The organism is Bacteroides sp. FSHCM14E1 (assembly GCF_019633785.1).
GTDB lineage: Bacteria > Bacteroidota > Bacteroidia > Bacteroidales > Bacteroidaceae > Bacteroides > Bacteroides hominis.
Genome location: NZ_JADKYL010000001.1, coordinates 414,995 through 440,275, shown reverse-complemented (window position 1 = coordinate 440,275; position 25,281 = coordinate 414,995). Strand labels below are relative to the sequence as shown.

Genomic DNA, 25,281 nt, shown 5'->3' with positions numbered 1-25,281 from the left:
TTGTTTATCAGGGAAATTTTAAAACCCTATATGTTATGAATTACGGTATTAGTATATTGTTCAGAGCAATTCCTTTGGCGATGGCTCTGTTTTGTTTCGGCTACGGAGCGTTTATCAGTGCATATGGAGATGATCCTAACCGATTGGTGGCAGGTCCTGTAGTCTTTTCATTAGGTATGATTTGTATTGCATTGTTTGCAACAGCCGCTACTATTATCCGGCAAATCATACATACTTATGGGCGCGGTTCTCTGTACGCACTGCCTATTATCGGTTATTTGGCTGCTGCCGTTACTATTATTGGTGGAATTTGTATGTTTACCGGATCTGCCTCTGCCTCTTCCTTTGTGGCTGGGCATGTGGTTGCCGGAGTAGGACTGATAACTACTTGTGTAGCAACTGCTGCAACATCTTCTACCCGTTTTTCACTGATTCCTGCCAACTCAAAAATGATTGGTAATGATATTCCTAAAGGAGCGTTTACTAAAGGTCAAGAACTTGTATTAAAAACAATAGCTATTATTGTCTCGTTGATTGCTTGGATATGGGCTTTTGTTTTATTGGCTAAAAGCGATGTACATCCTGCTTATTTCGTAGCAGGGCATGTGATGGCAGGTCTGGCTTGTATTTGCACAAGCCTGATTGCTTTGGTCGCTACTATTGCCCGTCAAATAAGAAATGTATATACGGATAAAGAACGTAAACAATGGCCGAAACTCGTATTATTGATGGGAACTATTTCCCTCCTTTGGGGGCTGTTTGTTATTTTTGCCGATTCAAGCAGTACAAATGGGGTTATCGGATATATTATGATTGGGCTTGGCCTTGTTTGTTACAGTATTTCCAGTAAAGTAATTCTACTGGCAAAAATCTGGGGACGAGAATTTGCTTTGGCCAACCGCATCCCTCTGATTCCGGTATTGACAGCATTAGCTTGCCTGTTTCTGGCCTCTTTCGCCTTCGAATTAGGTACGACACACGATGATTATTTTATCCCTGCACGTGTATTAGCCGGATTAGGGGCTATTTGCTTCACCCTCTTTTCAATTGTCAGTATTCTTGAGAGTGGAACATCTTCAAAATAAATGCAATAGGACAATACTAAAAAGAAAGCGGAATTGTGAACTCCGCTTTCTTTTTAGAGAGTTCATTTATTCATAGAATTTATTAAGTGAGACATAATATTCTAATCGGGAATTGGGTAATGTGAATGACATATAATTGCCAAAATATACATTTGGGCAGCCGGTTTCACCAAGAATTTTTCCTGCATGAGATTTTTTAATAGCAGATGCAAATGTCGACGCTCCGGAATAAGTAGTTTCATTTACCAATACTGTAACTGTTCCTTTATAAATATCTGCTTTATCCCGGTTTCCCGCTACAGAAGAATCTTGAATAGCAAATAAAGATCCGTCAGGTAAATTTTTGATCTCTTCATAGGTTTCCGGATGTTTTTGCTTATTATACAGTTTTGAGTATGAACTGATTTTTAAATCAGTTTTAGTATATAATGTATAAGCATCATGCGATAAGTATGATAGAAGCATGTCAACTCCGGCACTTGACCCTCCTTTGTTATTCCTGATATCTATAACCAAATTGGGTACATGCTCTCTGTTAATCACCGAAAAGACAGAGTCACAAAATTGTTTTAGTTGTGGTAATTGATATAAGTTCATTATTTGCAGAGTAGCAGTCTGTCTATCGGGGCTTAGAGTATAACTAAATTGCGGCAGGCTTTTTCCAAGTTTTGCTTTTAAAACAGGGAGGGCATCTATTTGTCCGATGCCATTCAATGATTCTTTCCAGATCTTATTTCCCCTTTTAATTGTAAAATCATATTTGTCACCCCAATTATATTTATACCATAGCAAAGTAGAAAGATAAAGGGTCAATTGATTTTCCTTAATAGCGTTTCCTTTTTCAGCTCCCAGTAAGAGATACAATTGGCTTAATATAGTTTGACTATTTATATTATTCATACATGTTATTTCATCATTTTCCTGTATCGAACAGGATATTAAGGGGAAATCAACTACTATCTTATCGTCTACTATTTTTAAGCGTAAAGGCAGAGTCAGTCCTCCATGATTCAAATAGTCTATTCTGTCTGGAGTAGCAGGAATTGCGAAATTAGTATGACCATCTTTTACAGATGCAACAAATGGAGAGACTATAAAGTAGAAATCAGAAACGTTTCGTTCTTTATTTAACAAGCGATATATTGAATCATGCTTTTCTTCAAATTCTTTTTGTGTTTGATACATAAATAAATCCGGATGTACTTGACATAATAAGCTATATAAGGTGTCAAAATCTTCTTTTTGCTGGCGGGAGGTTAGTACTTGAGCATTTATTGGGATACTGAGATTACATAAAATGATTATCATCAGAATTAAAGATGGAGTTTTCATGTTTTGCCGTTTTTAAGATTAGACATTTAATGATTAAAGCTATTTTGTGAATGCTAATATAGATAATCTCCTGGAAAGCTACTTTATTCTAAGTACTAATTTATATTTTCTTTTATTTTGTATCCCGGTCATCCCCAACTAATATTATAAATAGCAATGTTCCTTTTTAATTTAAATCTACTTCAAATTTGTATTTAATACAAATTAATAGCCCTTTTATACGTTTATTGGCATATTTTTACTTACTTTGCACCCTATAAAGGCACAACTATGCACAAAAAACTATTAGTGACTGCATATTTTGTAATAGCGGCATTATTGCAAACTATGACAGGCAATTTCCCCTTATCTTTTTTTGCATTCCCTCTGAATGTGATTGTAGCAGTTATATGGGTCTATTTATTATGGCGTCTCTATAAAGAAGGGAATAAGTTGCCGTTAACCCGTTTTCTGCTGTCTTCCCGGACAAGTATTTTATCAATCTTATTATTAATAGGTGGCAGCTTGGTTATCGGGTTGTTTCCCCAATTATCGGAAGCAGAAGCTGCATCCATATCAGGAGTCCCAGCCTCATTGGGATGCTATAACTTTATGACTTCCTGGATATTCATTGCCATTCTTTTTCTTTTATTGAGTAATCTGGCAATGGTGGTTATCCATGCTTTCTATCATCGTGTGCCGGCGAAGAAGCGTTTTCTCCTGAACCATTTAGGATTATGGCTCGCTTTATTTGCCGGATTCTTTGGCAGCAGCGATGTGCAGACATTACGGATTCCGCTTTATGCCGGACAACCGGGACGCGAAGCCTATAGTATGGATGGGAAAGCCTATTATCTGGATTATGAATTGGAACTCTACTCCTTCAATACAGAGTATTATCCGAACGGGATGCCTTCGCGTTTTGCGGCAGATGTACGTATTGGAGAGCAGAGAACTACGCTTGAAGTAAATCATCCTCACAATTACCGTTTGGGAGAAGATATTTATCTGACCGGATATGATACACGTAATGTGGGAAATACCCGATATTGCATTCTTCAGATTGTACGTCAACCCTGGAAATATGTAATGGTGACTGGTATTTTAATGATGTTAGCAGGAGCTGTTCTGCTATTTATTAATGGTCCTAAAAAAGCTAAATCATGATAACCTGGGATAACTTCTATCTGTTTGCAACCGTCTCCATCTGCCTTTGGCTTACGGGTGCCATATCGGCACTTCGTTCATCGGGACAAAGTAAAATAGCTGTTGTACTGACTGTAGCAGGAATTACTTGTCTGGGGATATTCATTGCTGGGCTATGGATATCTCTGGAACGCCCTCCTCTTCGCACTATGGGTGAAACCCGTTTGTGGTATTCCTTTTTTATGGGGATTGCCGGGCTGTTGACGTATATTCGCTGGAAATATCGATGGATACTTTCTTTCTCTACTCTGCTGTCCACTGTTTTTGTTATCATCAATTTGCTGAAGCCCGAGATACATGACCAATCACTTATGCCGGCTTTGCAAAGTGTCTGGTTTATTCCCCATGTCACAGTTTATATGTTCTCCTACTCTGTATTGGGATGTGCTTTCATTATTGCTATTTGCGGGCTTGTACACCACAAAGAAGAATATTTGGTGACAGCGGATAATCTGGTCTATTCTGGTGTGGCTTTTTTATCGATCGGCATGCTTCTTGGATCTTTATGGGCAAAGGAGGCCTGGGGAAATTATTGGAGTTGGGATCCCAAAGAGACCTGGGCAGTGGTTACCTGGATGGGATACCTATTATATATGCACCTGCGCTTACGGGGCAGGTTTTGTAAAAAGATGCTGTATGTCATACTTATTTTCTCCTTTTTGGCTTTGCAGATGTGTTGGTATGGAGTAAATTATTTGCCCTCGGCTCAACAAAGTGTACATTTATATAATCGTAATAATTAACTAAAAGAATCCACAATGAAGAAAAGTACAAAATTTATCATCGCATTACTGGTGACGGTCGGAGCTTTGGCTATCACTTACCGCGTCGTAAATCAGGCTCCGTCAAAAGAGCTTGCCGCTGACGCTCAGATGCAAGAGATCATTACTTCCGGTGGCTGCCTGCAATGCCATTCGGGTAGTCCGGATCTTCCTTTTTATGCAAACTGGCCTGTTGCCGGCGGAATGGTTCAGAAGGACGTGGAACAAGGTTATCGCGCTTTTGACATGACCGAAATGGCTGAAGCCTTAAAAGTCGGTAAACCTGTAGGAAAAGTGGCTTTGGCCAAAGTAGAGAAAGTGATCATGGACGGAACAATGCCCAAACATGCCTACTATATGGTACACTGGGGAGCCAGTGTGACAGATGCTAAAAAGGAAATGGCTATGGCGTGGGCAAAACAACACCGTCTGGCACATTATGCTAACGGGCTGGCTTCAGCCGAATTCGCTAACGAGCCGGTGCGTCCCATCGCTGATTCCATTCCGGTAGATATGCGTAAAGTGATTTTGGGAGATATGCTTTATCACGATACTCGCCTTTCGGCCGACAACACCGTTTCATGTGCATCATGCCATGGATTGAATACGGGAGGGGTAGACAATAAGCAATATTCAGAAGGTGTAGGTGGACAGTTCGGAGGTGTGAATGCTCCGACGGTATACAATGCTGCCTACAATTTCGTGCAGTTCTGGGACGGACGTGCCGGAACACTTGCCGAGCAGGCTGCCGGTCCTCCGTTGAATCCGGTCGAGATGGCTTGCCAGTCTTTTGACGAAATCATTGCAAAACTCGAACAGGACGCTAATTTCACCAAAGCCTTTTTAGCTGTATATCCCGACGGATATTCGGAAAAGAATATCACTGACGCTATCGAAGAGTTCGAAAAGACATTGCTCACTCCCAATTCTCGTTTCGACCTTTATCTGAAAGGTGAAAAGACTGCTATTAACGATATGGAACTTGCCGGATACGAATTGTTTAAGAAATACGATTGCGCTACTTGCCATGTAGGTGAAACTTTGGGTGGTCAGTCTTACGAGTTAATGGGTGTGAAGAGAGATTATTTTGCAGATCGTGGCATTGAATTGACAGAAGAAGATAACGGACGCTTCAAACAGACCCAAAATGATCGTGATAAACATCGTTTCAAAGTTCCCGGTTTAAGAAACATTGCCCTGACAGCTCCTTACTTTCATGACGGTAGCATGAAAACAATGAAGGAGGCTGTGGATTATATGGCCAAATATCAGGTAGATAAGAATCTGCCGGAAGATGAACTGAATAAAATAGTAGCTTTCCTGGAAACACTGACCGGAGAGTATAAAGGTAAACCACTGACCAATGATAATCAGAGCAAGGCATTGTAATGTCTGCCGGATAAAAACAAGAAAAGGATACTCTGCAAAGAGTATCCTTTTTAGTTTTATGCTATGAATGGATTAGTTACGAGGCAGGGCTTCTTTAACAACCATCTGACGGCCTTCGTATTCAGCACCGTTCAACTCAGCGATAACATTTTTGGCTTCGTCGTCGTTCGGCATTTCAACGAATGCGAATCCTTTAGATTTGCGAGTCTCGCGGTCGGTGATCAGTTTTACTGAATCAACTGTTCCGTACTCTTCCATTACTTGTCTCAAATCTGCTTCCTTAACACGATAGCTAAGGTTTCCAATGTACATGTTCATAAAATAAAAAAAATAAAAATTGATAAATAAATTTAGAAACAACAGAAGTTTGAGATTAGATCCGGATTCGACTGATTCAGTAGAAAATAGAGTAAAATAAAACGATCAATTGTTTTCGGCAGCAAAGAACGCCATAATATTTGGATTATCAACTATAAAAGGGCATTTATTTTTCAATAAACGCCCTTTTTTCTTACAGATGTGTCTCTATTAATGTTTACTCAGATAGCTGGCCACTCCGTCTTCGGTTGCTTTCATGGCATCTTTACCTTTCGACCAATTGGCCGGACAAACCTCGCCATACTCTTCAAAATGTTGCAAGGCATCCACCATACGCAGTACTTCGTCTACGTTACGTCCCAATGGTAAGTCGTTGATGACACAATGTCTCACTACACCTTCTTTGTCAATCAGGAACAGACCGCGGAAAGCCACCGGTGCCCCTTCGCATACCCAATTGCCATTTTCATCGGGAGCATAGCTTCCGGCCAGTACTCCGTAACTTTCAGAGATTGATTTAGAAAAGTCGGACACAATAGGATACTTCACGCCTTGGATACCTCCCTCGCTCTTGGGCATCTGCAACCAGGAGAAATGAGAATATTCAGAGTCGACCGAGCAACCTACCACAGCTACGTTCCGTTTTTCAAACTCGTCGAGCCTTTCCTGAAATGCGTGCAGTTCGGTGGGGCATACAAAAGTAAAATCCATCGGATAGAAGAAGAATACTACATACTTTTTCCCTTTATACTGATCCAACGAGAAGTCCTGAACGATTTCATGCCCATTGATTACGGCCGTGGCATCAAATTTCGGCGCTTGTTTTCCAATTAATGATCTCATAATTTTCTTGTTTTAGAAGTTATTAAACGATTCATTTCGGAAACAAAGCTATCAGAATCTTTGTTTGCTACCAAAGTTTAACGATTTATAATATCTATCGGATAATAGACAAAATCTATTGCGGCTTCTTAAATCTCACTTCATATACATCGTTCCGGCGATCTTTCAGGTTACGTACACTGCCATAAGTATGCAACTCGTTCAGCAAATCGAGATCTACGTCCGAAACCAGGATCATTTCCGTATTTGGAGTGGCTTCGGCGCGCTTTCCGTCCGTCGGGAAGGCAAAGTCGCAAGGTGTAAATACCCCAGACTGGGCATACTGAATGTCCATGTTATGTACACGGGGAAGATTGCCTACGCTGCCGGCTATTACAACAAAACATTCGTTCTCAATGGCACGTGCCTGTGCACAGACCCGTACACGTGAATAAGCATTTTGAGTATCGGTGAGGAACGGCACAAACAGAATCTGCATTCCCTGGTCGGCCATCAGCCGGGAAAGTTCGGGAAACTCTACATCATAACAAATCAATATGCCGATCTTGGCACAGTCTGTTTCGAATGTTTTCAACTGTTTGCCCCCGCTCAGTCCCCAGCTCTTTATCTCGTCCGGAGTGACATGAAGCTTTTCATACATTTCGTAAGTTCCGTCACGCCGGCAGAGGAAACCGGCGTTGTACAACAGTCCGTCCTCTTTTATTAGCGGCATGCTGCCCGTAATGATATTGATATTGTAGCTGATTGCCAGATTGATAAAGCGGTCACGGATTTCCTCGGTATATTGGGCCAGTCCGCGGATAGCTTGTGATTCGCCTTTATCATTGTACTTTGACATCAGTGGCGCATTAAAGTATTCGGGGAAAAGCACAAAGTCGCTTTTATAGTCGGATACGGCATCAACGAAAAATTCTACTTGTTCGAAAAGGTCGTCCAAAGTTTTGTAACTGCGCATCTGCCATTGCACCAATCCTACGCGAACCGTCGTTTTGGGAGCGAGGTATTCCTGTGTAGGGGGCTGATAGTAAATGTTATCCCATTGCAACAGGCAAGCATAATGTTTGGATTCTTCATCATTCGGCAGATAATTGGTCATCACCTTCCGAACGTGGAAATCATTGGAAAGTTGAAAAGTGAGCACCGGGTCGTAGATTTCCCGCTGGCGTACGCGGTCAATATACTCTTTGGGACGCATCTTGTCAGCATATTTATGGTAATTCGGAATACGTCCGCCAAACATGATCGCTTTCAGGTTAAGCGTTTCGCAAAGTTCTTTGCGATATTCGTACATGCGCCGTGCCAACCGTAATCCGCGATATTCGGGATGAATAAAGACCTCGATGCCATATAGGATATTTCCTTGGGCTGTGTGGGTATTGAAAGTCTCCTTCCCTGTGACTTGGGCATAAGTGTGGTCGTTCTTCACTTTATCATAATCTACAATGATAGAGAGTGCACAGCCAACGATCTTCTCGTCGACTACGGTTACAATCTGCCCTTCGGGGAAAATCTTGATTAGTTTCTCAATCTGTCCGTGTGTCCAGAAGACATCACTTCCGTCCGAATATACACGTGTAAACGATTGGGATAATTGAGCGTAATCTTCAATCTGGAGGTTACGGATCTGTACCTTATTAATTTTATGAGGATAATCCATAGTAACTTGTATTAAAAAAACGTTGCAAAGGTAAGCTTTATCTTTATAACCGGACAGCTTTCATATAATTTTATACCTTTGCACTTCATAACAACTATCAAGAGTATGCGTAAATTTATTATTTCTTTCTGCTGCTATGTTTTCTTTATTTTTACTTTGGCAGCGCAGGACAAGGCTCCGCACTACACCGTAATTGTTTCGTTGGATGCCTTCCGCTGGGATTACCCGGAGATGTATGATACCCCTAACCTGAACCAGATGGCCCGCGAAGGGGTTAAGGCAACTATGCTCCCCTCCTATCCGGCATCTACTTTCCCCAACCATTATACATTGGCTACGGGGCTGGTACCTGACCATAACGGTATTATCAACAACACTTTCTGGGATGTAAAACGGCATCGGCAATACTCCATGGGAGATCCTGCCACACGAAACAATCCCGACTATTATCTGGGTGAACCGATTTGGATAACAGCCCAGAAGCAAGGTGTAAAAACAGGAAACATCTATTGGGTAGGTTCGGATATTGCCATTAAAGGTTGCTACCCCACTTATTACCGGGAATATGCAGAAAAGCCCCGTCTTACTTTTGAGCAACGGGTAGATTCGACCATCGCTCTGCTGAGAAAGCCGGAAGCGGAACGTCCCCGTTTTGTTATGCTTTACTTTGAGGAGCCGGATGGAGTGACGCATCATCATGGTCCTCACAGCGCGGAAGCTGCCGCTATCGTACATCGTATGGATAGTCTGATAGGAATGTTGCGACAGGGAATCGCTGCTCTCCCCTTCGGAAAAGATGTCAACCTGATTGTTACTGCCGATCATGGGATGACGGAAATCAGTGACGACCGGGTGGTAGATATGAATAAATATCTGCGTCCGGAATGGTGCGAAGCGGTAGACGGGCGGACACCGACTTCTATCTTTACCAAGCCGGAATATCGTGACTCGGTATACAATGCTTTAAAGAATGTAGCCCACATCCATGTTTGGAAAAAAGAAGAGATTCCTGCTGAGCTGAATTACGGAAGCAGTGACCGTGTTGGAGATATTGTAGTGGCTCCCGAATTGGGATGGCAATTTACCGATGTGCCGCGTGCGCTGAAAGGTGCTCATGGTTATTTTCCGCAAAGTCCGGATATGCAAGTAATGTTTCGTGCCTGCGGTCCCGATTTTAAGGAAGGATATGAATCGAAAGGTTTTGTCAATGTAGATATTTATCCGTTACTGGCGTATTTGATGAAGATCACTCCGGAGAAAACGGACGGACAGTTTGAAAGGATAAAAGACATTCTGAAAGATCTGTCTTTTTGATAATCTACTGCGTGTAGAATAGCATATTTCTGTCCAACGGCAAGGCGGACAAAAAAAACGCCCGGAATTTGAATCAGTCTATTTAAGAATGCAAGCCTATTGCGCGTATTTATTACAATATGCGCAGCAGGCTTGTGTTATTTTAATCTTTATGATCGGAGTCGGCTCTAAACAGTGATCTTTTTTCTATTTTTCGCTTGTTGATCTTTTGCGCTCAAATAGAGAAAAAAGGTCTGCGTTCTTACCATTTTATAATATCATTATACCATATGGGGCAAATGTAGTAATCATCCGGACGGGATGGTTACGGCATAATGAGCAAATGCAGTAACCATTTTCTCTCTTTGCTTACTGTAATTTGTCCGAAAGCCTATTGTTCTACCCCTCTCACGTTACTTCTGAGAGGGGTAGGACTATAGGCTTCGTGTTATTACGCTTCCGGTTCGCCGGATTCATAAAAAGTGCATGTCAGCAAAGATAAGTATATGCTACATTCGGTCAGTATTCAGACCATTCTGCTTTCAAAGTGGAATGGGGCAAGAATCCTCTCCCATCAATGTTTTTTCCAAAGTTTACTCATATCTTCCAATGTCTTTCCTTTGGTTTCGGGCACCCAACGCCATACAAACAGTGCGGCAATCACACAAATGACCCCATAAAGGCTGTAAGCAAACATCGGACTGAAATCATAGAGGGCAGGGAAGGTGGACGAAACAATGTAATTGAATATCCATTGAAATGCTACGGCAATGGCTACGGCTTTGCCACGGATGGTGTTGGGGAAGATTTCGGATATCAGTACCCAGCAAATAGGTCCCCACGACATCATGAAAAAGGCTGCGTATACAATTACCGACAGCACGGGAAGTATCCCCTTGACGCCCATGCTGTCGCACAAGGCAACAGCGAATGCCCCGGCCGCCATACCGATGGACCCGATGATGAGTAAGGGCTTACGACCGAAACGGTCGACGGTAAAGATGGCTACCAGTGTGAAGATAATGTTGACAATCCCCATAATGACGGTTTGCATCATTCCTCCCCCTTCGGCGCCGGCATTTTCGAATATTCGAGGTGCGTAATAAAGCACGGCATTGATGCCGATGGCCTGCTGGAAGACGGAAAGCAGAATACCGATGACAATCACTGTTGCGCCATAAGTGAACAGCTTTTCTGCCTTTTCCTGCGAAGTAGCCTTTATATCCGCCAAGATTTCTTGTGCCTTGGCGGCTCCGTTCACTTTCTTTAGAATGGAATATGCTTTCTGATCCTGATCGATCATCACCAGATAGCGGGGAGTTTTGGGTACAAAGAAGAGCAGCATGCCGAAGAAGGCAGCCGGAAAAGCTTCGGAACCAAACATGTATCGCCATCCTTCGGTTACGGTCCACATATCCGATTCGCTGCTGACGGAAAGTGTACCGGCGGCATCTTTCAGGATGATCGGATTTTGGTGGTCACCCAAAATCAAGAAGTTTACAAAGTAGACTACCAGCATGCCGAAAATAATGGCAAACTGATTGCAGGACACCAGTGTACCCCGGATATTGGATGGTGCTATTTCGGCAATATACATCGGACAGACGGCAGATGCCAGCCCCACACCGATACCACCTACGATGCGGTAAAGGTTAAAGGCTATAAGCAGGTTCATATCAGCTTTTCCATATTCAAAGAACAGGAACTCGGGGTAATATGACCCCAGTGCCGAAAGGAAAAAGAGAACGGCAGCCAGTCGCAGCGAGTTGCGGCGACCCAACCGTGAAGCAAAGATGCCGGACAATGCACCACCCAGTACGCAACCAATCAGTGCACTTGAAGAGGTGATGCCGTGCATCACTTTGTCGTATTGAAAATCTGTGGCTGTGAGGAAGAAGGCTTCGAGCCCTTTCTCAGCTCCCGAAATCACAGCGGTGTCATAGCCGAACAACAGTCCGCCCAGGATGGCTACCGATGTAATGGAATACAGGTAGAGCTTGCTACCTTCGTTGGTATGATTCATGGCATTAGCTTTTTTGAATTACGGTTTGCAGACGGAAACTGTCTGCAAACCGCATTGTACGGACTTATAGTGAGTATATGTTAACGAGCGCTTCATACAACTCCTGTTTACCACTGGTTTGTTTCGGCTCACCATTGGATTTTGCATAAGCAACAAGTTCATCCAGAGATATTTTACCTTCTTCAAACTCTTTCCCTTTACCTGTATCGAACGAGGCATAGCGTTCGGACAGCATCTTCCGGTAAGGAGATTCATTGAGCAGATTGGCTGCGCTTTCCAAAGCACGTGCCATCGCGTCCATTCCGGCAATGTGGGCAATGAAAATATCCTCCGGATCGGTAGAGTTCCGGCGGGTCTTGGCGTCGAAGTTTGTTCCGCCGTTGCCCAATCCGTCATTACGGATAATCTGCATCATGGCTTGTGTCAGTTCGAAGTTATCAATCGGGAACTGGTCGGTATCCCATCCATTCTGATAGTCGCCGCGGTTTGCATCGATAGATCCTAACATACCGTTATCTACAGCCACTGCCAGTTCGTGTTCAAATGTATGTCCCGCAAGGGTGGCATGGTTCACTTCAATGTTCACTTTGAAGTCGCGTTCCAGCCCGTGAGCTTTCAGGAAACCGATGACAGTTTCGGTGTCGACATCATACTGGTGCTTGGTCGGCTCCATGGGTTTCGGCTCAATCAGGAAGGTGCCTTTGAAACCTTGTGCGCGGCCATAGTCACGGGCAATGGTGAGCATTTGTGCCAGATGTTCTTTTTCTCGTTTCTGGTCAGTATTCAGCAGCGACATATATCCTTCGCGTCCGCCCCAAAAGACATAGTTTGTCCCCCCCAATTCTATAGTGGCGTCAATCGCATTCTTAATCTGAACGGCAGCACGGGCCACAACATCGAAATCGGGATTGGTAGCCGCACCGTTCATGTAACGGGCATGGCTGAATACATTGGCTGTTCCCCACAATAGTTTGATACCGGTTTCGGCCTGCTTCTGCTTTGCGTAGGCAACCATCTCTTTCAGGTTGGCTTCATAGGCCTCGATGGTATCAGCTTCTGCAACCAAGTCTACGTCGTGGAAACAATAATATCCAATACCCATCTTCTGCATAAACTCAAAACCTGCATCCATCTTGTTCTTGGCTGCCTGTAAGGGATCAGGGTCACCGTTCCATGAAAATTGTTTGGTTCCGCCTCCAAACTGGTCACCGCCCTCGGCACAAAGTGTATGCCACCACGCCATTGCAAACTTCAGCCAGTCTTTCATCTTGCGGCCGTTAATCACTTTCTCGGCATCGTAATAACGAAATGCCATCGGGTTCTTACTATCTTTACCTTCGAACTTAATTTTCCCTATACCCGGGAAGTACTCTTTTGTTGCCATATTATTTAAAGTTTTAGGAGCTTCGCCCGCTCCTTCTTCATTTGGAGAAGGCACAGGAGACAGCTTTGATGATTCATTTTTTTATCTTATGATTATTCGTTTTTTTTATTCATCTGCATAGATCGGGCCAGGCATTGTTTCCAACGTCCATATGCATCGGCATATTCCTGTTGCCGGGCCGGATCGGGTTCAACGACTTCCAGCTTGTCGAGTGACGCGAAAGCCTCTTGATGGTTTTTGTAGATGCCTGCTCCCATCCCGGCACCCTTGGCTGCGCCGACAGCACCATCTGTGTTATAAAGTTCGATGGTAGCTCCCGTCGTGCCGGCCAATGTCTCACGAAAAATGGGGCTGAGAAACATATTGGCATGTCCGGCATGGATCTTTTCGACAGGGATACCCATTCCTTCCATAATATCGATACCATATTTAAAGGAAAAGACGATGCCTTCCTGTGCCGCACGGATCAAATGCGCCTTGTCATGCATGTTGAAGTCAATTCCGTGAAAACTGCAACCGGTCGTCCGGTTGTTCAGCATGCGTTCCGCTCCGTTACCAAAAGGCAGAATGCTGATGCCTGCACTGCCAACCGGAACCTGTGAAGCAAGGCGGTTCATCTCTGTATATGAGATGCCTTCCGGAGCGACATTGCGTTTTATCCACGAATTTAGAATCCCTGTTCCGTTGATGCAAAGCAATACACCCAGACGTGGATTCGCGGCAGTATGATTGACATGCGCAAAGGTGTTGACACGCGACTGCGGATCATAGCTGATTTCCCCGTTTACTCCGTATACGACTCCCGACGTTCCGGCAGTGGAAGCTATTTCACCCGGATTGAATACATTCAATGAAAGAGCGTTGTTGGGCTGGTCGCCAGCACGGTAAGTGATCGGTGTACCTTCCTGCAATCCAAGTTCCCGGGCAGCACTCCCGGTTAATAGTCCCTGTTCGGCGAAAGTTGGCCGGATGTCGGCTATCAGAGAAGAATCGAACCCATAATATTGCATTAGGAAATCTGCCGTACGGTCATTCCGGAAATCCCAAAGCATACCTTCGGAAAGCCCTTCGACTGTCGTACAGATTTCTCCGCTCAGTTTCATGGCAATATAATCACCCGGCAACATAATTTTATCAATCTGTGCGTAAATGTGCGGCTCGTTTTCCTTTATCCATGCCAGTTTAGAAGCGGTAAAATTGCCGGGAGAATTGAGCAAGTGCGTAAGGCAAAACTCCTCTCCGATTGTTTCGAACGCCCTTTGTCCATAGGGGACCGCACGCGAATCGCACCAGATTATAGCCGGGCGCAGCACGCGCTGCTGTCTGTCTACACATACCAGGCCGTGCATCTGATAAGAGATGCCGATGGCCTTGATGTCTCCGGCAGCTATCCCCGATTCTGAAAGGACGGACTGTGTGGAGAGTTTCAGATTCTCCCACCAGTCTTCCGGTTCCTGTTCTGCCCATCCGGAGCGTACGGCAATAATGCCTGCCTCCGTTTTCGGAAAGAATGCGGAAGCGACGCATTTGCCTGTCCCGACATCTACCAAGCTCGCTTTGACGGACGAGCTGCCTATGTCATACCCTAATAAAAACATGATCTTGTTTATTAATTAATTTGTGATTTAAAATAAAATCTCCATAAGACTTACCGTCTTACCTTATTATATATCTTTTTGTCGAATTTATAATAGCGGGCTGCCCGGTGGGCCACTCCGGTTTGTTTTTCTTCCAATGGTACGACGTACTCCATCAAGGCTATCTTTTTATGGAAGTTGCGTACATCCACTGCTTTGTCGTATACCAGTTCGAACAAGATCCGAAGTTGGGAAGCGGTAAACTTGCGCGGCAGCAGATCAAACAGCATTGAAGGATTGAACTCCACAAATTGCCGGATATAAATCAGCGCTTCTCTGATAATCAGATTATGGTCAAAAGCTAACGTCTTTATGTCTTTCAGTGCCACCCAACAGGCCTGGAACTCATCCAGGTTTTTGTCCAACGCCCGGTCTATCTTTACCATCGATAGATAAGCTATGGTGACAATGCGCTCTACTTTCGATTGCATTGCCCGTTCCAACCAACGCACATCTTTAGGATTGCTCGTCCGGTTTTTAGAACCAAATGCTTTAAATTGCATCAGGTTGACGCTTCGGATACCTGTCAGTTCGAATAAAACACGTTGTGCTGCTTCGTCCAGGTCTTCATCCATGTAGATCAGGCTCCCGGGAAGCTTCATATCATGGTAAACTTCTCCGTTTTCCTCTCCTACCCGCTTAATCAACAGGACTTTGAGTTGCTCTCCGTCAAAACCAATCACTACACAGTCTACTGAGATATGATTGTTTGCCAATGGGGTTTGTTTCGGTATGTCATGCATAATATTTAGTCTTTGAACATTGCAAATATAGAGATATTCTCATCTGGTAAGCAATTAAATTATATGCTATAAAGCATTGTTTTTCATATATATACATATCGTATGTTTTACACTAAGGAGTATTCATCTTATTGTATATACAACAATATGTATTTCTACCTTCCAGGAAAGACAGTAATTGTAGAAAGTACAAAAAGACGGGGATACTTTATAATCAGCTCTTTCGATTGATGGCAGACCATTGGTTTTACGGCGGACTTATTGTATTTTATAAGGTGTGTCATTTTGTATCTTCTTTGTTTTTATCCTATCTTTGTTGTAGAATTATTAAAAAAAACTAAAATGAAACGTTATCCGGTTGTTCTTTCTATTGCCGGTTCCGATTGTTCGGGAGGGGCGGGTATACAGGCAGATATTAAAACGATTTCTGCTCTGGGCGCATACGCGGCATCGGTGATTACCGCAGTCACCGTACAAGATACAAGGGGAGTGAAGGCTGTACACACGGTTCCCGCTGGGATTGTGCAGGGACAGATTGAAGCGGTAATGGACGACTTATGTCCAGATACTCTGAAAATAGGTATGGTAAGTGAACCGCTCCTCGTAAAAGTGATTGCGGATTGCTTACGAAAATACCCTCACCGCCCGGTGGTTTATGACCCCGTTATGGTGTCTACCAGTGGGCGGAAATTAATGACTGACGATGCAATACAGTTGATTAAAGAAGAACTTATCCCGCAAACAACCCTGATAACTCCCAATCTGGATGAAACGGAAGTGCTGACAGGAATGAAAATAACCACAGTGGAAGAGATGATAGATGCGGCCCGGACGCTCTCCACGATGTATCATACTGCAGTATTGGTGAAAGGAGGACACTTGCAGGGAAACGAAATGCAGGATGTATTGTTTGCGGGCGGAAACACCTATATATATAAGGAGAGAAAAATAGAAAGCCGGAATTTACATGGTACCGGATGTACTCTCTCTTCTTCAATCGCCACCTATCTGGCATCAGGACTTCCAATGGATCAGGCAGTAGGCAAAGCCAAAACATATGTCAGCAGGGCCATTGATGCCGGAAAAGAAATAATTGTCGGTCATGGCAACGGCCCGTTGTGTCATTTCTGGAGACCGGAAAAAGCCAGTATATGGGAAGATAAAGAAGAGGAATAAACCGAAAAACACTTCTCTATTGCACAATTTTGTCAATTCTGTGCTATCATATTGCAAAAATATATAACTTTGCACCCGCAAATTAAATTAAAAAACAAAAATATGAAAGCATTTGTATTCCCCGGTCAAGGTGCTCAGTTCGTAGGTATGGGCAAAGACCTGTATGAAACTTCAGCTTTAGCAAAAGAATTGTTTGAAAAAGCAAATGATATCCTGGGATATCGCATTACAGATATTATGTTCAACGGTACTGATGAAGACCTCCGCCAGACCAAGGTTACCCAACCTGCTGTATTCCTTCATTCTGTTATCTCTGCGCTTTGCATGGGGGAAGATTTCAAACCGGAAATGACTGCCGGACACTCATTGGGTGAGTTTTCTGCATTGGTTGCTGCCGGTGCTCTTTCTTTTGAGGACGGTTTGAAACTGGTTTATGCACGTGCCATGGCAATGCAGAAGGCTTGTGAAGCTACTCCTTCTACAATGGCTGCCATTATCGCTCTGCCTGATGAGAAAGTAGAAGAAATCTGTGCGGCTGTTGCCGCCGAAGGCGAAGTTTGTGTACCGGCTAACTACAACTGTCCGGGACAGATTGTAATTTCCGGATCTGTACCGGGAATCGAGAAAGCTTGCGAACTGATGAAGGCAGCCGGAGCAAAACGTGCACTTCCGCTGAAGGTAGGTGGAGCGTTCCACTCTCCTCTGATGGATCCTGCCAAAGTAGAACTGGAAGCTGCTATCAACGCAACCGAAGTCCACACTCCGAAATGTCCGGTTTACCAGAATGTGGATGCTCTGCCTCATACAGATCCGCAAGAAATCAAAAAGAACCTGGTTGCTCAATTGACAGCTTCTGTACGCTGGACTCAAACCGTAAAGAATATGGTTGCCGACGGTGCTACCGACTTCACAGAATGTGGACCGGGCGCCGTATTACAAGGGCTGATCAAGAAGATCGACTCTACAGTATCTGCTCACGGAATTGCATAAAAGTCTTTTTGAAGACTTTCCTATAATACAACACCGAAACTCTTTCTATAGGGTTTCGGTGTTACTTTTTTAAAATAACATATCCGATATCTTGATTTTACAATCTTCCTTCTGGTTTTAAGGAGATATCCAGTTGCCTTTATACCCATTTTGCACAAGTGAATCCGATGGGTGGACATATCTGGCGTGTCCTGAGTACTTTGCAACCTTTTTGCCTATGCTTTTGTTATAATTAGAAACAAACCTATTTGTCCAATGAAAGTACACGAATATCAGGCAAAAGAGATTTTCTCCTCTTACGGAATACCTGTCGAAAGACATGCTTTGTGCCATACTGCAGACGGCGCTGTAGCCGCTTACCACCGTATGGGTGTAAACCGGGTCGCAATTAAGGCACAAGTATTGACCGGGGGCCGTGGAAAAGCCGGTGGGGTAAAACTTGCCGATAACGACAGGGATGTCTATCAATATGCTCAAACGATTTTGGGGATGACCATTAAAGGATATCCCGTAACCAAAGTCCTTCTTAGTGAAGCCATCAATATCGCCGCAGAATATTATATCAGTTTTACGATAGATCGTAATACACGTTCTGTTGTACTGATCATGAGTGCAGCCGGTGGCATGGACATTGAGGAAGTGGCTCGTCAATATCCCGAAAAAATAATGCGTTACAACATTGATCCTCTGGTCGGGATTCCCGATTATCTGGCACGTAAATTTGCTTTCTCTCTATTCGAACAAGCAGAGCAGGCCAATCGGATGACAACCATTATTCAAAACCTTTACAAAGCATTTATTGAAAAGGATGCCTCACTGGCTGAGATTAATCCATTGGTACTTACCCCTACGGGTACATTACTGGCAATTGATGCGAAAATGGTGCTTGATGATAACGCACTTTACCGTCATTCGGATTTGCAGAAACTATCAGAACCTACAGAAGATGAAAAGCTTGAAGCTATTGCCAAAGAGAGGGGATTCAGTTATGTCCGTATGGATGGCGAAATTGGCTGTATGGTTAACGGAGCCGGTTTAGCTATGGCAACCATGGATATGATTAAACTTTATGGAGGTAATCCGGCAAATTTTCTTGATATTGGCGGTAGCTCGAATCCTATCAAAGTAATAGAAGCAATGAAATTATTGCTGGATGATAAAAAGGTAAAGGTTGTCTTTATCAATATTTTCGGTGGCATCACCCGAGGTGATGACGTGGCTGTCGGACTATTGCAGGCATTTGACCAGATACATACGGATATCCCTATTATTGTACGACTGACGGGCACGAACGAACGTATGGGACGTGAATTATTGAGTAAAAATAGTCGTTTTCAGGTAGCACAAACAATGGAAGAAGCTACTCGGATGGCTGTAGAATCATTAAAAAAAGAATCGATATGAGCATACTTATTGATAAATCCACCCGACTCCTGGTACAGGGAATTACAGGCAGGGACGGACTCTTTCATGCAAAAAAGATGGCTGAATATGGAACTAATGTAGTGGGTGGCACATCGCCCGGAAAAGGAGGCACAATGGTAGATGATACCTTTCCGGTATTCAATACCATGTATGAAGCTGTCCGCCGCACACAGGCCAATACATCTATTATTTTTGTACCGGCCCGTTTTGCTGCTGATGCTATTATGGAGGCTGCCGATGCAGGTATCCGATTGATTATTTGCATTACAGAAGGAATTCCGACACTGGACGTGATAAAAGCCTATCGGTTTGCTGAACAGAAAGGAGCAAAACTGATTGGACCAAACTGTCCGGGGCTTATCTCTCCGGGGAAAAGTCTGGTAGGTATTCTTCCCGGACAGGTATTCAGTCCGGGCAATATAGGAGTGATAAGCCGAAGCGGAACACTGACTTACGAAATCGTGTCACATCTCACAGCCAAAGGTATGGGGCAATCCACCGCTATCGGCATGGGGGGAGATCCTGTTGTCGGACTTTATTTCCGTGAATTATTGGCAATGTTACAGAATGATCCTCAAACAGATGCTATTGTTATGATTGGTGAGATCGGAGGAAATGCAGAAGAACTGGCCGCAGCATATATTTGTGAACATGTAACTAAACCTGTAGTAGCATTTATTGCAGGGCAATCTGCCCCGCCGGGCAAGCAGATGGGACATGCCGGAGCCATTATATCCGGAAGTTCCGGTTCTGCTGCCGAAAAAATTTCAGCATTGGAGATTGCAGGAATCAGGGTCGCCGGCGAACCTTCGGAAATACCGGACCTGTTAAAGGGGCGTTTTTGAACAAATCATTTTAATTCATCAAACTTATAGACTTAACGATATGAGTAGGCGCAAGGAATTAGAGCATGAGGTATCTCTTGCTCAGGAAAGAATTAAGAAAGCTCCCAAAGATACCCCCAGAGAGATACTGAAGATATGGGAGCAAGAGTTGGTTGATCTGGAAGTGGAACTTAATAATTTGGTCGACGACGAGGAAGATAATAACGATTGAATCACTTTTCTGCCTAATAAAAGGCCCGTACAAAAATTGTACGGGCTTTTTCAAGGAAATAGAATACTCCCAGCTACCTTCGGGAATGGCTACGCATAAAGGGTGTACGGCTCCCTCACTTTATCAGTTGTATAACATTTATAATAAGACGGTATTTTATCTACTTTGTTCCGTTTTCATCCATCTTTTAACTATTTATTTTCACATTTACTCTTTGTCGGGTTATTCTTTGATAAGATGTAACAGGATTATCCTGCAATCATTGACATACATCAAAAACAAACAGTTTAAAACAGCCTTTTTATCCTACGTCAATTCAATCGTCATATTTCTCCCTTACATTTGTAATGTTTTCAAGGTATAACATAAAAATTTGAGATTATGAAATGGGTAAAAAGATTGTTGGATAGAATCGGTAATTCCGATTCTATGATTTGGGGCTATGTAATGCTCCATGAATAAAGGATTATAAAACAGAGTTTGATTGAAAAAAACGTTTGAAAAAGGAGGCCGGGATTATCGCGGACTCCTTTTTTAGTTAATCCCCCTTATTATTTGCACAAATATGGTTTATTTTACTCTTCTTGTTCCAAAGCCGGATTATCCGGTAAAGAGTACTTGAGATTTACACTAAAAAATGCAAAACCAGAATAAAAACATGACTTAAAAATTCTGTATTTGAATGTTTTTCTGTATATTAGGAACATAACCAAATAATGTAAAATGGAATTAGAAACAATTGGAGAAAACGCCGGCAAAGTATGGCGCACCCTGAATGAAATGAGGGGAAAAATATCTATTCAGGAACTTAGTCGGAAAATTAACCTCAGCGCTGAAGATGTTGCACTTGCAGTAGGTTGGTTAGCCAGAGAAAATAATATTTTTATTCAGAGACACAACTACCTGCTATATGTCAGTCATGATGCTTTCTGATTTTACTTTAAGAGAATTGACTGTCAGAGTCTAAGAAATATAATAGGGATTATTCGTCACCGGATAATCCCTATTATATTTCTTACGATTTAGGACAAGTATGCGTGTCACTCTCTTTCCTAAAAATTAAATTTGTCAGAAAATAAGCTAACTCTACCATCATGATGCCAATGGTAGCACCAGCCAATACGTCACTTAGCCAATGACGATTGTTTAATTGGCGTGTGAAGCCGGTAACAACAGCCGGCAGGAAAGTGGCAATGGTGGCTAAAGGAGTCTTGAAGCCATATTCTTTATATAAAAGAGTAGCAGCCGTAAAAGCAGTAGCCGTATGGCCTGAAGGGAAGGAAAGAAAATCCGAACCGTCTGGACGGAGAACACCCGCCAATGATTTCATGGAGATGACTACTGCTCCCATTAAGACATACGCAAATGCAGTTGAAACGAGCATACGTTTCCAGTTACTACGACTTTTTACTCCTGCAAGTTTCAATATAAACATGACAACAATCGGTAGATAGGGTAGAAAATCATCATACCGATATGCAAAAGTCGAAGCATGCATATTCCGCAGATGATAGATATATTGATCTGCACTTGTCAATAACCCGGCCCGCAGGGCACATACTATAAGGGTACAGGCAAATAGCCAAAGTATTAATTTACGTGGACTCATTTCGTTCTATTATAGGTTTATAGTATATGCCTACAAAGATAATTCTTTTGATGCAGAAGACATTAGGAACAATTAATATGAAAATATTATTTGTCTTATTATAACATTCATATTAATAAATATTCCGGGAGCTGCAAAGATCGAACGAAAGTAGATAACTCAATCTGTCAAATGTCAGAAAAACCGGAGCCCTACTTCTGCTGTCACATTTTACAATAAATAGAAGCAGGCATTATTCTCAAAAGCATTGCTACATATCTCCATCTTCTTGAGATGTATACAACTTTTCTTTTCCGAAAGATCGCCCGGTATATCTGTTGTACGGCTTTCTGTAGTGGAGTGACCCAAAACAACCCCTCTCCTTTAGCCATCGCTGTATCTACGAATCCTGGGCGTATGTCCGTAATGTGAATGGGGTAAGATAGCTTGGCTGCTTTCTTCCTCAAGCCTTCCGTATAATTGATTTGATAGGCTTTCGAAGCATTGTATGCCGGTGCTATTCCTTCACCACGCATCCCGCCTACAGAGGAAATTGTAACCAGATGCCCCGATTCTTGTCTCTGGAAAAAATAAAATGCCCAGTCTGCCACATTGGTGAATCCGATAACATTGGTCAAAAGAACCGGTCTCTCTAAATTATAATCGAGCTCAGGGTTTAGTTCCCCTACCCCCGAACAGAACACGAGTATATCCATACCTCCCATTCTGTCCACAAGATTATTGAGTTGCCGGATTGTATCAGTTTCCTTTGTAACATCTGATATGGTATAAAAACAGTTTTTATTTTGTGAACAAAGCTCTTGCAGTTTATTTTCCCTTCGTCCCGTTATGCCAACCATATTCCCTTCCTGAATAAACCGTTCTGCCAATCCTCTACCGATCCCGGATGTAGCTCCTATTATGATAACCTTTTTCATTTTTATTCTTTTTAATGCTTACACAAAGGTATTGGGATCGGAACAAATGAATCTTGACTGAAATCAAGATTTTATTTTTGTACTAACTTTCTTCGAAGACGGCTGAGTGTTTCCGGACATATCATCAGATAGGATGCCAGTTCCTTCAATGAAATCAAATTCAACAGTCCGGGACAACGTTCAAGTATCTCCCTATATCGTTCTTCGGGCGTCATGCTGTACATCGATATCATCCGTTCATATACTTCCCATAACAATATTTCAGCTATATGTCTACCCAATTTCAGATTCGTGTCGTCCCGGTCATAGAATTCCTCTAACTGTCTGTTGTTTACTATATAAACAGTGCAGTTACAAATGGCTTGTATATCTACATTTGAATTATCTCCTAAACGGAATGCCGGATAATTACCCACAAACGAGTGTTCGAATGTATAGCCTACAATTTTATTTTCTCCCCGACTGTTGGTACAGCAATAGCGGAAAGAACCTTCTGCCACATACCCCATCAATTTGCAGGATTCACTTTGTCGGCAAAAGAAATCTCCTTTTTGATATTGGGTAAGTTGCCCATTTTGAAGTACAAAATCTGTAATGGGGGCAAAGTTAACCTTCGATGTATACTTATTGAAATCTTTTGCTTCTTCCATGATATAATTTCATTTTGAAGTGCGAATATAAATAATGCGGACTGAACTATGATACTCAATCCGCATTAAAATGATCTTTGGGGGACTTTATCCGCAATGGAAGTACTTGCTTACTAATGCCAGCATCTCCTCCGGTTTGCCCTGTATCTCTATACGCAGGGTAGCATCATTATAGCTTCGTAATCTACTGATAATGCCATCAATCATAGCAGGGCTGAATACATTATACTGTTCAAATACAGTCCGTTGTTTCTGTAAGCAGTCTGCTGATGCCGCACAGCTATCCGGTAGTTGTGCTAAGTTTTTCAGTTTATCAGCATTCTCTTTTTGATGGATATTTACGTTAACGTATGTCTTCTCTGCAATGGTTAAGGCGTTGTCTATCTCAAAACCGTGACGACAAGCCACTGCAAGTCCTGCCAGTAATTGATAGAGATCGGCTGATCCGTCCGGTGAACGCATTTCCACTGTCTGCTTTTGCGTCGTATCATAGTGGCTGTCCAACTCCAATGGATTGGCTAACGCACACATATCTGTTTTAGCAGACCATCCCAATGGAACTCGTACCAATACAGAACGATTTCGATCGCCCCAACAAACATTAGTCGGCGCCTCTTGATGTGGTACAAGCCGGAAATATGAAGTAGGATTTGTATTTCCGAAAGCCGTGATGGATGGGGCAAGCAGCATCATGCCCGCAATGGCTCTACGAGCTGTATCAGAAAGAATCCCACCTTTTAGCATCTGGTTCTGTCCGTCTTTCATCATGCGCATATGGATATGTAATCCGGATCCAGCTTTGCCCACTGTAATTTTCGGAGCAAATGTAATATCATAACCATATTGGTAAGCTAAGTTGCGGATAACCCATTTGGCTATTATCAATTGGTCGGCAGCATCTTCTGCACGGACTGGCAGAAATTCTATTTCATTTTGCTCGTAGACTTTATCGTCAAGCATAAAATTACCGACTTCAGAATGCCCGTATTTTATTTGTCCACCCGTTTGAGCTATGTAAGACATACATTGTGTACGGAAATCATTGAATTTAGCATAAGGTCCTGATTCATGATAACCGCGCTGATCGGTTGCCGGAAACATTCCGTCGTCCTCGGCAATCACATAATACTCCAATTCTCCCATAGCCTGAAACTCCATGCCTGTTACTTCCGTGAACGCTTTACAAGCTTTGTGTAAGGTATATTCGGGAGAACTTTCCAGAGGTTCTCCATCTTTATTAAAGAAAGAGCAAAGCATCACGAGTGTAGGTAATTCTGCAAATGGATCAACGAATGCGGTACGGAAGCGTGGAATTACATACAAATCACTGCTCCCTGCCTCTATAAAAGGAAACAGGCTTGATCCATCCACTCGTTCACCACAAGTCAGGATAGCATCCAGATAGGCAGCGTTGTTTATTACAAAATTCAATGTTTTAAGTCGTCCGTCCGCAGCAGGATACATAAAGTTAACCATGCGGATTTCATTTTGTTGGATATAGGAAATAATATCTGCTTTTGTAAATTCAGCAGCAGGCTTTTGCAAAAATGTCACCAGATGATTGGGACTCATTAATAATTCTTGATTCATCATACGTTGATTGTTGTTTCATTAATTATTTGGGTTAACAGATTATTTTATGAACCAAAGATACACAAAAAGTTAGCAAATCAAGATTTATTCCCATGAAAAATAATAGTTCCCTTTCATCCGCTGACGATTCGGCTATTCTTTAATTTAGACTCACTCCTATGCTACTTACTTCTTTGTTTTTTATACCTTTGCATCCGATTTTAAATAAGGTATAG

Annotated in this window: 23 protein-coding genes; 11 read left to right on the top strand and 12 right to left on the bottom strand. The window is 42.8% G+C overall.

The genetic code is table 11. From position 1 onward, the window contains the following. The first annotated feature begins 35 nt into the window (after window positions 1–35). Complete coding sequence (locus tag ISX59_RS01905; RefSeq protein ID WP_032530018.1) at window positions 36–1,085, top strand: DUF2776 domain-containing protein; 1,050 nt, start codon at window positions 36–38, stop codon at window positions 1,083–1,085. A 66-nt stretch (window positions 1,086–1,151) separates the two neighbouring features. Here ISX59_RS01905 and ISX59_RS01900 read toward each other — a convergent pair whose 3' ends face one another. After that, a complete protein-coding gene (locus ISX59_RS01900; protein ID WP_032539300.1) occupies window positions 1,152–2,417 on the bottom strand; it encodes a S41 family peptidase in 1,266 nt (421 codons plus the stop codon). 270 nt (window positions 2,418–2,687) lie between these two features. Here ISX59_RS01900 and ISX59_RS01895 point away from each other — a divergent pair, with 270 nt between their 5' ends. From ISX59_RS01895 to ISX59_RS01885, 3 genes are read left to right on the top strand one after another with little or no spacing between them, the layout of a single operon-like run. Continuing rightward, window positions 2,688–3,563: a cytochrome c biogenesis protein ResB gene (locus tag ISX59_RS01895; RefSeq protein WP_220575596.1), complete on the top strand. Its 876-nt coding sequence runs from the start codon at window positions 2,688–2,690 to the stop codon at window positions 3,561–3,563. Then, entirely contained in the window at window positions 3,560–4,345 is a 786-nt protein-coding gene (locus tag ISX59_RS01890) for a cytochrome c biogenesis protein (protein ID WP_032539302.1), read from the top strand. Before ISX59_RS01895 ends, ISX59_RS01890 begins: the two co-directional genes overlap by 4 nt. Before the next feature lie 15 nt (window positions 4,346–4,360). After that, on the top strand, window positions 4,361–5,752 hold the full coding sequence (locus ISX59_RS01885; protein ID WP_005777723.1) for a cytochrome-c peroxidase: 1,392 nt from the start codon (window positions 4,361–4,363) through the stop codon (window positions 5,750–5,752). 72 nt (window positions 5,753–5,824) lie between these two features. On the opposite strand, the gene ISX59_RS01880 is transcribed toward ISX59_RS01885, so the two are convergent. From ISX59_RS01880 to ISX59_RS01870, 3 genes are all read right to left on the bottom strand, one after another. After that, complete coding sequence (locus ISX59_RS01880; RefSeq protein ID WP_005777722.1) at window positions 5,825–6,070, bottom strand: RNA-binding protein; 246 nt, start codon at window positions 6,068–6,070, stop codon at window positions 5,825–5,827. A gap of 210 nt (window positions 6,071–6,280) precedes the next feature. Next, window positions 6,281–6,913 (bottom strand): peroxiredoxin, encoded by a 633-nt coding sequence (locus tag ISX59_RS01875; RefSeq protein ID WP_044300869.1) that lies wholly within the window; start codon window positions 6,911–6,913, stop codon window positions 6,281–6,283. 115 nt (window positions 6,914–7,028) lie between these two features. Further along, window positions 7,029–8,570 carry a carbon-nitrogen hydrolase family protein gene (locus ISX59_RS01870; RefSeq protein ID WP_005777718.1) on the bottom strand — a complete coding sequence of 514 codons (1,542 nt, stop codon included), beginning with the start codon at window positions 8,568–8,570 and terminating at the stop codon, window positions 7,029–7,031. Between the two features lie 105 nt (window positions 8,571–8,675). On the opposite strand from ISX59_RS01870, the gene ISX59_RS01865 reads away from it, so the two are divergent. Beyond that, on the top strand, window positions 8,676–9,884 hold the full coding sequence (locus ISX59_RS01865) for a nucleotide pyrophosphatase/phosphodiesterase family protein (protein WP_005806053.1): 1,209 nt from the start codon (window positions 8,676–8,678) through the stop codon (window positions 9,882–9,884). Between the two features lie 553 nt (window positions 9,885–10,437). Here the strand turns inward: ISX59_RS01865 and xylE are convergent. The 4 genes from xylE to ISX59_RS01845 form a co-directional block, all read right to left on the bottom strand. Further along, window positions 10,438–11,886, bottom strand: coding sequence for a D-xylose transporter XylE (gene xylE, locus ISX59_RS01860; protein ID WP_022012729.1), 1,449 nt, complete (start codon window positions 11,884–11,886; stop codon window positions 10,438–10,440). Between the two features lie 64 nt (window positions 11,887–11,950). Next, complete coding sequence (gene xylA, locus ISX59_RS01855; RefSeq protein ID WP_005806049.1) at window positions 11,951–13,270, bottom strand: xylose isomerase; 1,320 nt, start codon at window positions 13,268–13,270, stop codon at window positions 11,951–11,953. 92 nt (window positions 13,271–13,362) lie between these two features. Beyond that, window positions 13,363–14,868 carry a xylulokinase gene (locus ISX59_RS01850; RefSeq protein WP_220575595.1) on the bottom strand — a complete coding sequence of 502 codons (1,506 nt, stop codon included), beginning with the start codon at window positions 14,866–14,868 and terminating at the stop codon, window positions 13,363–13,365. A gap of 50 nt (window positions 14,869–14,918) precedes the next feature. Next, window positions 14,919–15,650 carry an NUDIX domain-containing protein gene (locus ISX59_RS01845; protein WP_005806044.1) on the bottom strand — a complete coding sequence of 244 codons (732 nt, stop codon included), beginning with the start codon at window positions 15,648–15,650 and terminating at the stop codon, window positions 14,919–14,921. Window positions 15,651–15,992: 342 nt separating this feature from the next. Between ISX59_RS01845 and thiD the strand changes: the two genes are divergently transcribed. The 6 genes from thiD (at window position 15,993) to ISX59_RS01815 (ending at window position 21,230) form a co-directional block, all read left to right on the top strand. Next, window positions 15,993–16,826, top strand: a complete 834-nt coding sequence (thiD, locus tag ISX59_RS01840) for a bifunctional hydroxymethylpyrimidine kinase/phosphomethylpyrimidine kinase (RefSeq protein WP_032531472.1) — start codon at window positions 15,993–15,995, stop codon at window positions 16,824–16,826. 102 nt (window positions 16,827–16,928) lie between these two features. Then, complete coding sequence (fabD, locus tag ISX59_RS01835; RefSeq protein ID WP_022012733.1) at window positions 16,929–17,816, top strand: ACP S-malonyltransferase; 888 nt, start codon at window positions 16,929–16,931, stop codon at window positions 17,814–17,816. A gap of 255 nt (window positions 17,817–18,071) precedes the next feature. Continuing rightward, complete coding sequence (sucC, locus tag ISX59_RS01830) at window positions 18,072–19,220, top strand: ADP-forming succinate--CoA ligase subunit beta (RefSeq protein WP_022012734.1); 1,149 nt, start codon at window positions 18,072–18,074, stop codon at window positions 19,218–19,220. Then, window positions 19,217–20,086 carry a succinate--CoA ligase subunit alpha gene (gene sucD / locus ISX59_RS01825; protein WP_032539306.1) on the top strand — a complete coding sequence of 290 codons (870 nt, stop codon included), beginning with the start codon at window positions 19,217–19,219 and terminating at the stop codon, window positions 20,084–20,086. The genes sucC and sucD overlap by 4 nt, the downstream gene beginning before the upstream one ends. 40 nt (window positions 20,087–20,126) lie before the next feature. Beyond that, window positions 20,127–20,297 carry a hypothetical protein gene (locus tag ISX59_RS01820; protein WP_005806034.1) on the top strand — a complete coding sequence of 57 codons (171 nt, stop codon included), beginning with the start codon at window positions 20,127–20,129 and terminating at the stop codon, window positions 20,295–20,297. A 723-nt stretch (window positions 20,298–21,020) separates the two neighbouring features. Next, entirely contained in the window at window positions 21,021–21,230 is a 210-nt protein-coding gene (locus ISX59_RS01815) for a winged helix-turn-helix domain-containing protein (RefSeq protein ID WP_005777689.1), read from the top strand. Between the two features lie 82 nt (window positions 21,231–21,312). Here the strand turns inward: ISX59_RS01815 and ISX59_RS01810 are convergent, their stop codons facing one another. The 4 genes from ISX59_RS01810 to ISX59_RS01795 form a co-directional block, all read right to left on the bottom strand. Then, on the bottom strand, window positions 21,313–21,906 hold the full coding sequence (locus ISX59_RS01810) for a phosphatase PAP2 family protein (RefSeq protein WP_005777688.1): 594 nt from the start codon (window positions 21,904–21,906) through the stop codon (window positions 21,313–21,315). A gap of 203 nt (window positions 21,907–22,109) precedes the next feature. Beyond that, window positions 22,110–22,823 carry an SDR family NAD(P)-dependent oxidoreductase gene (locus tag ISX59_RS01805; RefSeq protein ID WP_220575594.1) on the bottom strand — a complete coding sequence of 238 codons (714 nt, stop codon included), beginning with the start codon at window positions 22,821–22,823 and terminating at the stop codon, window positions 22,110–22,112. A 71-nt stretch (window positions 22,824–22,894) separates the two neighbouring features. Then, window positions 22,895–23,473 (bottom strand): Crp/Fnr family transcriptional regulator, encoded by a 579-nt coding sequence (locus ISX59_RS01800; protein ID WP_032539307.1) that lies wholly within the window; start codon window positions 23,471–23,473, stop codon window positions 22,895–22,897. A gap of 87 nt (window positions 23,474–23,560) precedes the next feature. Beyond that, window positions 23,561–25,063, bottom strand: a complete 1,503-nt coding sequence (locus ISX59_RS01795; RefSeq protein WP_005806026.1) for a glutamine synthetase family protein — start codon at window positions 25,061–25,063, stop codon at window positions 23,561–23,563. Between the last annotated feature and the right edge of the window lie 218 nt (window positions 25,064–25,281).

What these genes read in the sequence shown, in the direction of transcription:
- ISX59_RS01845 (WP_005806044.1), bottom strand. Translation starts at nt 15,650, where the DNA reads ATGCATGACATACCGAAACAAACCCCATTGGCAAACAATCATATCTCA.
- ISX59_RS01850 (WP_220575595.1), bottom strand. Translation starts at nt 14,868, where the DNA reads ATGTTTTTATTAGGGTATGACATAGGCAGCTCGTCCGTCAAAGCGAGC.
- thiD (WP_032531472.1), top strand. Translation starts at nt 15,993, where the DNA reads ATGAAACGTTATCCGGTTGTTCTTTCTATTGCCGGTTCCGATTGTTCG.
- ISX59_RS01870 (WP_005777718.1), bottom strand. Translation starts at nt 8,570, where the DNA reads ATGGATTATCCTCATAAAATTAATAAGGTACAGATCCGTAACCTCCAG.
- ISX59_RS01815 (WP_005777689.1), top strand. Translation starts at nt 21,021, where the DNA reads ATGGAATTAGAAACAATTGGAGAAAACGCCGGCAAAGTATGGCGCACC.
- ISX59_RS01895 (WP_220575596.1), top strand. Translation starts at nt 2,688, where the DNA reads ATGCACAAAAAACTATTAGTGACTGCATATTTTGTAATAGCGGCATTA.
- ISX59_RS01900 (WP_032539300.1), bottom strand. Translation starts at nt 2,417, where the DNA reads ATGAAAACTCCATCTTTAATTCTGATGATAATCATTTTATGTAATCTC.
- xylA (WP_005806049.1), bottom strand. Translation starts at nt 13,270, where the DNA reads ATGGCAACAAAAGAGTACTTCCCGGGTATAGGGAAAATTAAGTTCGAA.
- sucC (WP_022012734.1), top strand. Translation starts at nt 18,072, where the DNA reads ATGAAAGTACACGAATATCAGGCAAAAGAGATTTTCTCCTCTTACGGA.
- ISX59_RS01905 (WP_032530018.1), top strand. Translation starts at nt 36, where the DNA reads ATGAATTACGGTATTAGTATATTGTTCAGAGCAATTCCTTTGGCGATG.
- ISX59_RS01865 (WP_005806053.1), top strand. Translation starts at nt 8,676, where the DNA reads ATGCGTAAATTTATTATTTCTTTCTGCTGCTATGTTTTCTTTATTTTT.
- fabD (WP_022012733.1), top strand. Translation starts at nt 16,929, where the DNA reads ATGAAAGCATTTGTATTCCCCGGTCAAGGTGCTCAGTTCGTAGGTATG.
- ISX59_RS01885 (WP_005777723.1), top strand. Translation starts at nt 4,361, where the DNA reads ATGAAGAAAAGTACAAAATTTATCATCGCATTACTGGTGACGGTCGGA.
- ISX59_RS01800 (WP_032539307.1), bottom strand. Translation starts at nt 23,473, where the DNA reads ATGGAAGAAGCAAAAGATTTCAATAAGTATACATCGAAGGTTAACTTT.
- xylE (WP_022012729.1), bottom strand. Translation starts at nt 11,886, where the DNA reads ATGAATCATACCAACGAAGGTAGCAAGCTCTACCTGTATTCCATTACA.
- ISX59_RS01795 (WP_005806026.1), bottom strand. Translation starts at nt 25,063, where the DNA reads ATGAATCAAGAATTATTAATGAGTCCCAATCATCTGGTGACATTTTTG.
- sucD (WP_032539306.1), top strand. Translation starts at nt 19,217, where the DNA reads ATGAGCATACTTATTGATAAATCCACCCGACTCCTGGTACAGGGAATT.
- ISX59_RS01810 (WP_005777688.1), bottom strand. Translation starts at nt 21,906, where the DNA reads ATGAGTCCACGTAAATTAATACTTTGGCTATTTGCCTGTACCCTTATA.
- ISX59_RS01875 (WP_044300869.1), bottom strand. Translation starts at nt 6,913, where the DNA reads ATGAGATCATTAATTGGAAAACAAGCGCCGAAATTTGATGCCACGGCC.
- ISX59_RS01820 (WP_005806034.1), top strand. Translation starts at nt 20,127, where the DNA reads ATGAGTAGGCGCAAGGAATTAGAGCATGAGGTATCTCTTGCTCAGGAA.
- ISX59_RS01880 (WP_005777722.1), bottom strand. Translation starts at nt 6,070, where the DNA reads ATGAACATGTACATTGGAAACCTTAGCTATCGTGTTAAGGAAGCAGAT.
- ISX59_RS01805 (WP_220575594.1), bottom strand. Translation starts at nt 22,823, where the DNA reads ATGAAAAAGGTTATCATAATAGGAGCTACATCCGGGATCGGTAGAGGA.
- ISX59_RS01890 (WP_032539302.1), top strand. Translation starts at nt 3,560, where the DNA reads ATGATAACCTGGGATAACTTCTATCTGTTTGCAACCGTCTCCATCTGC.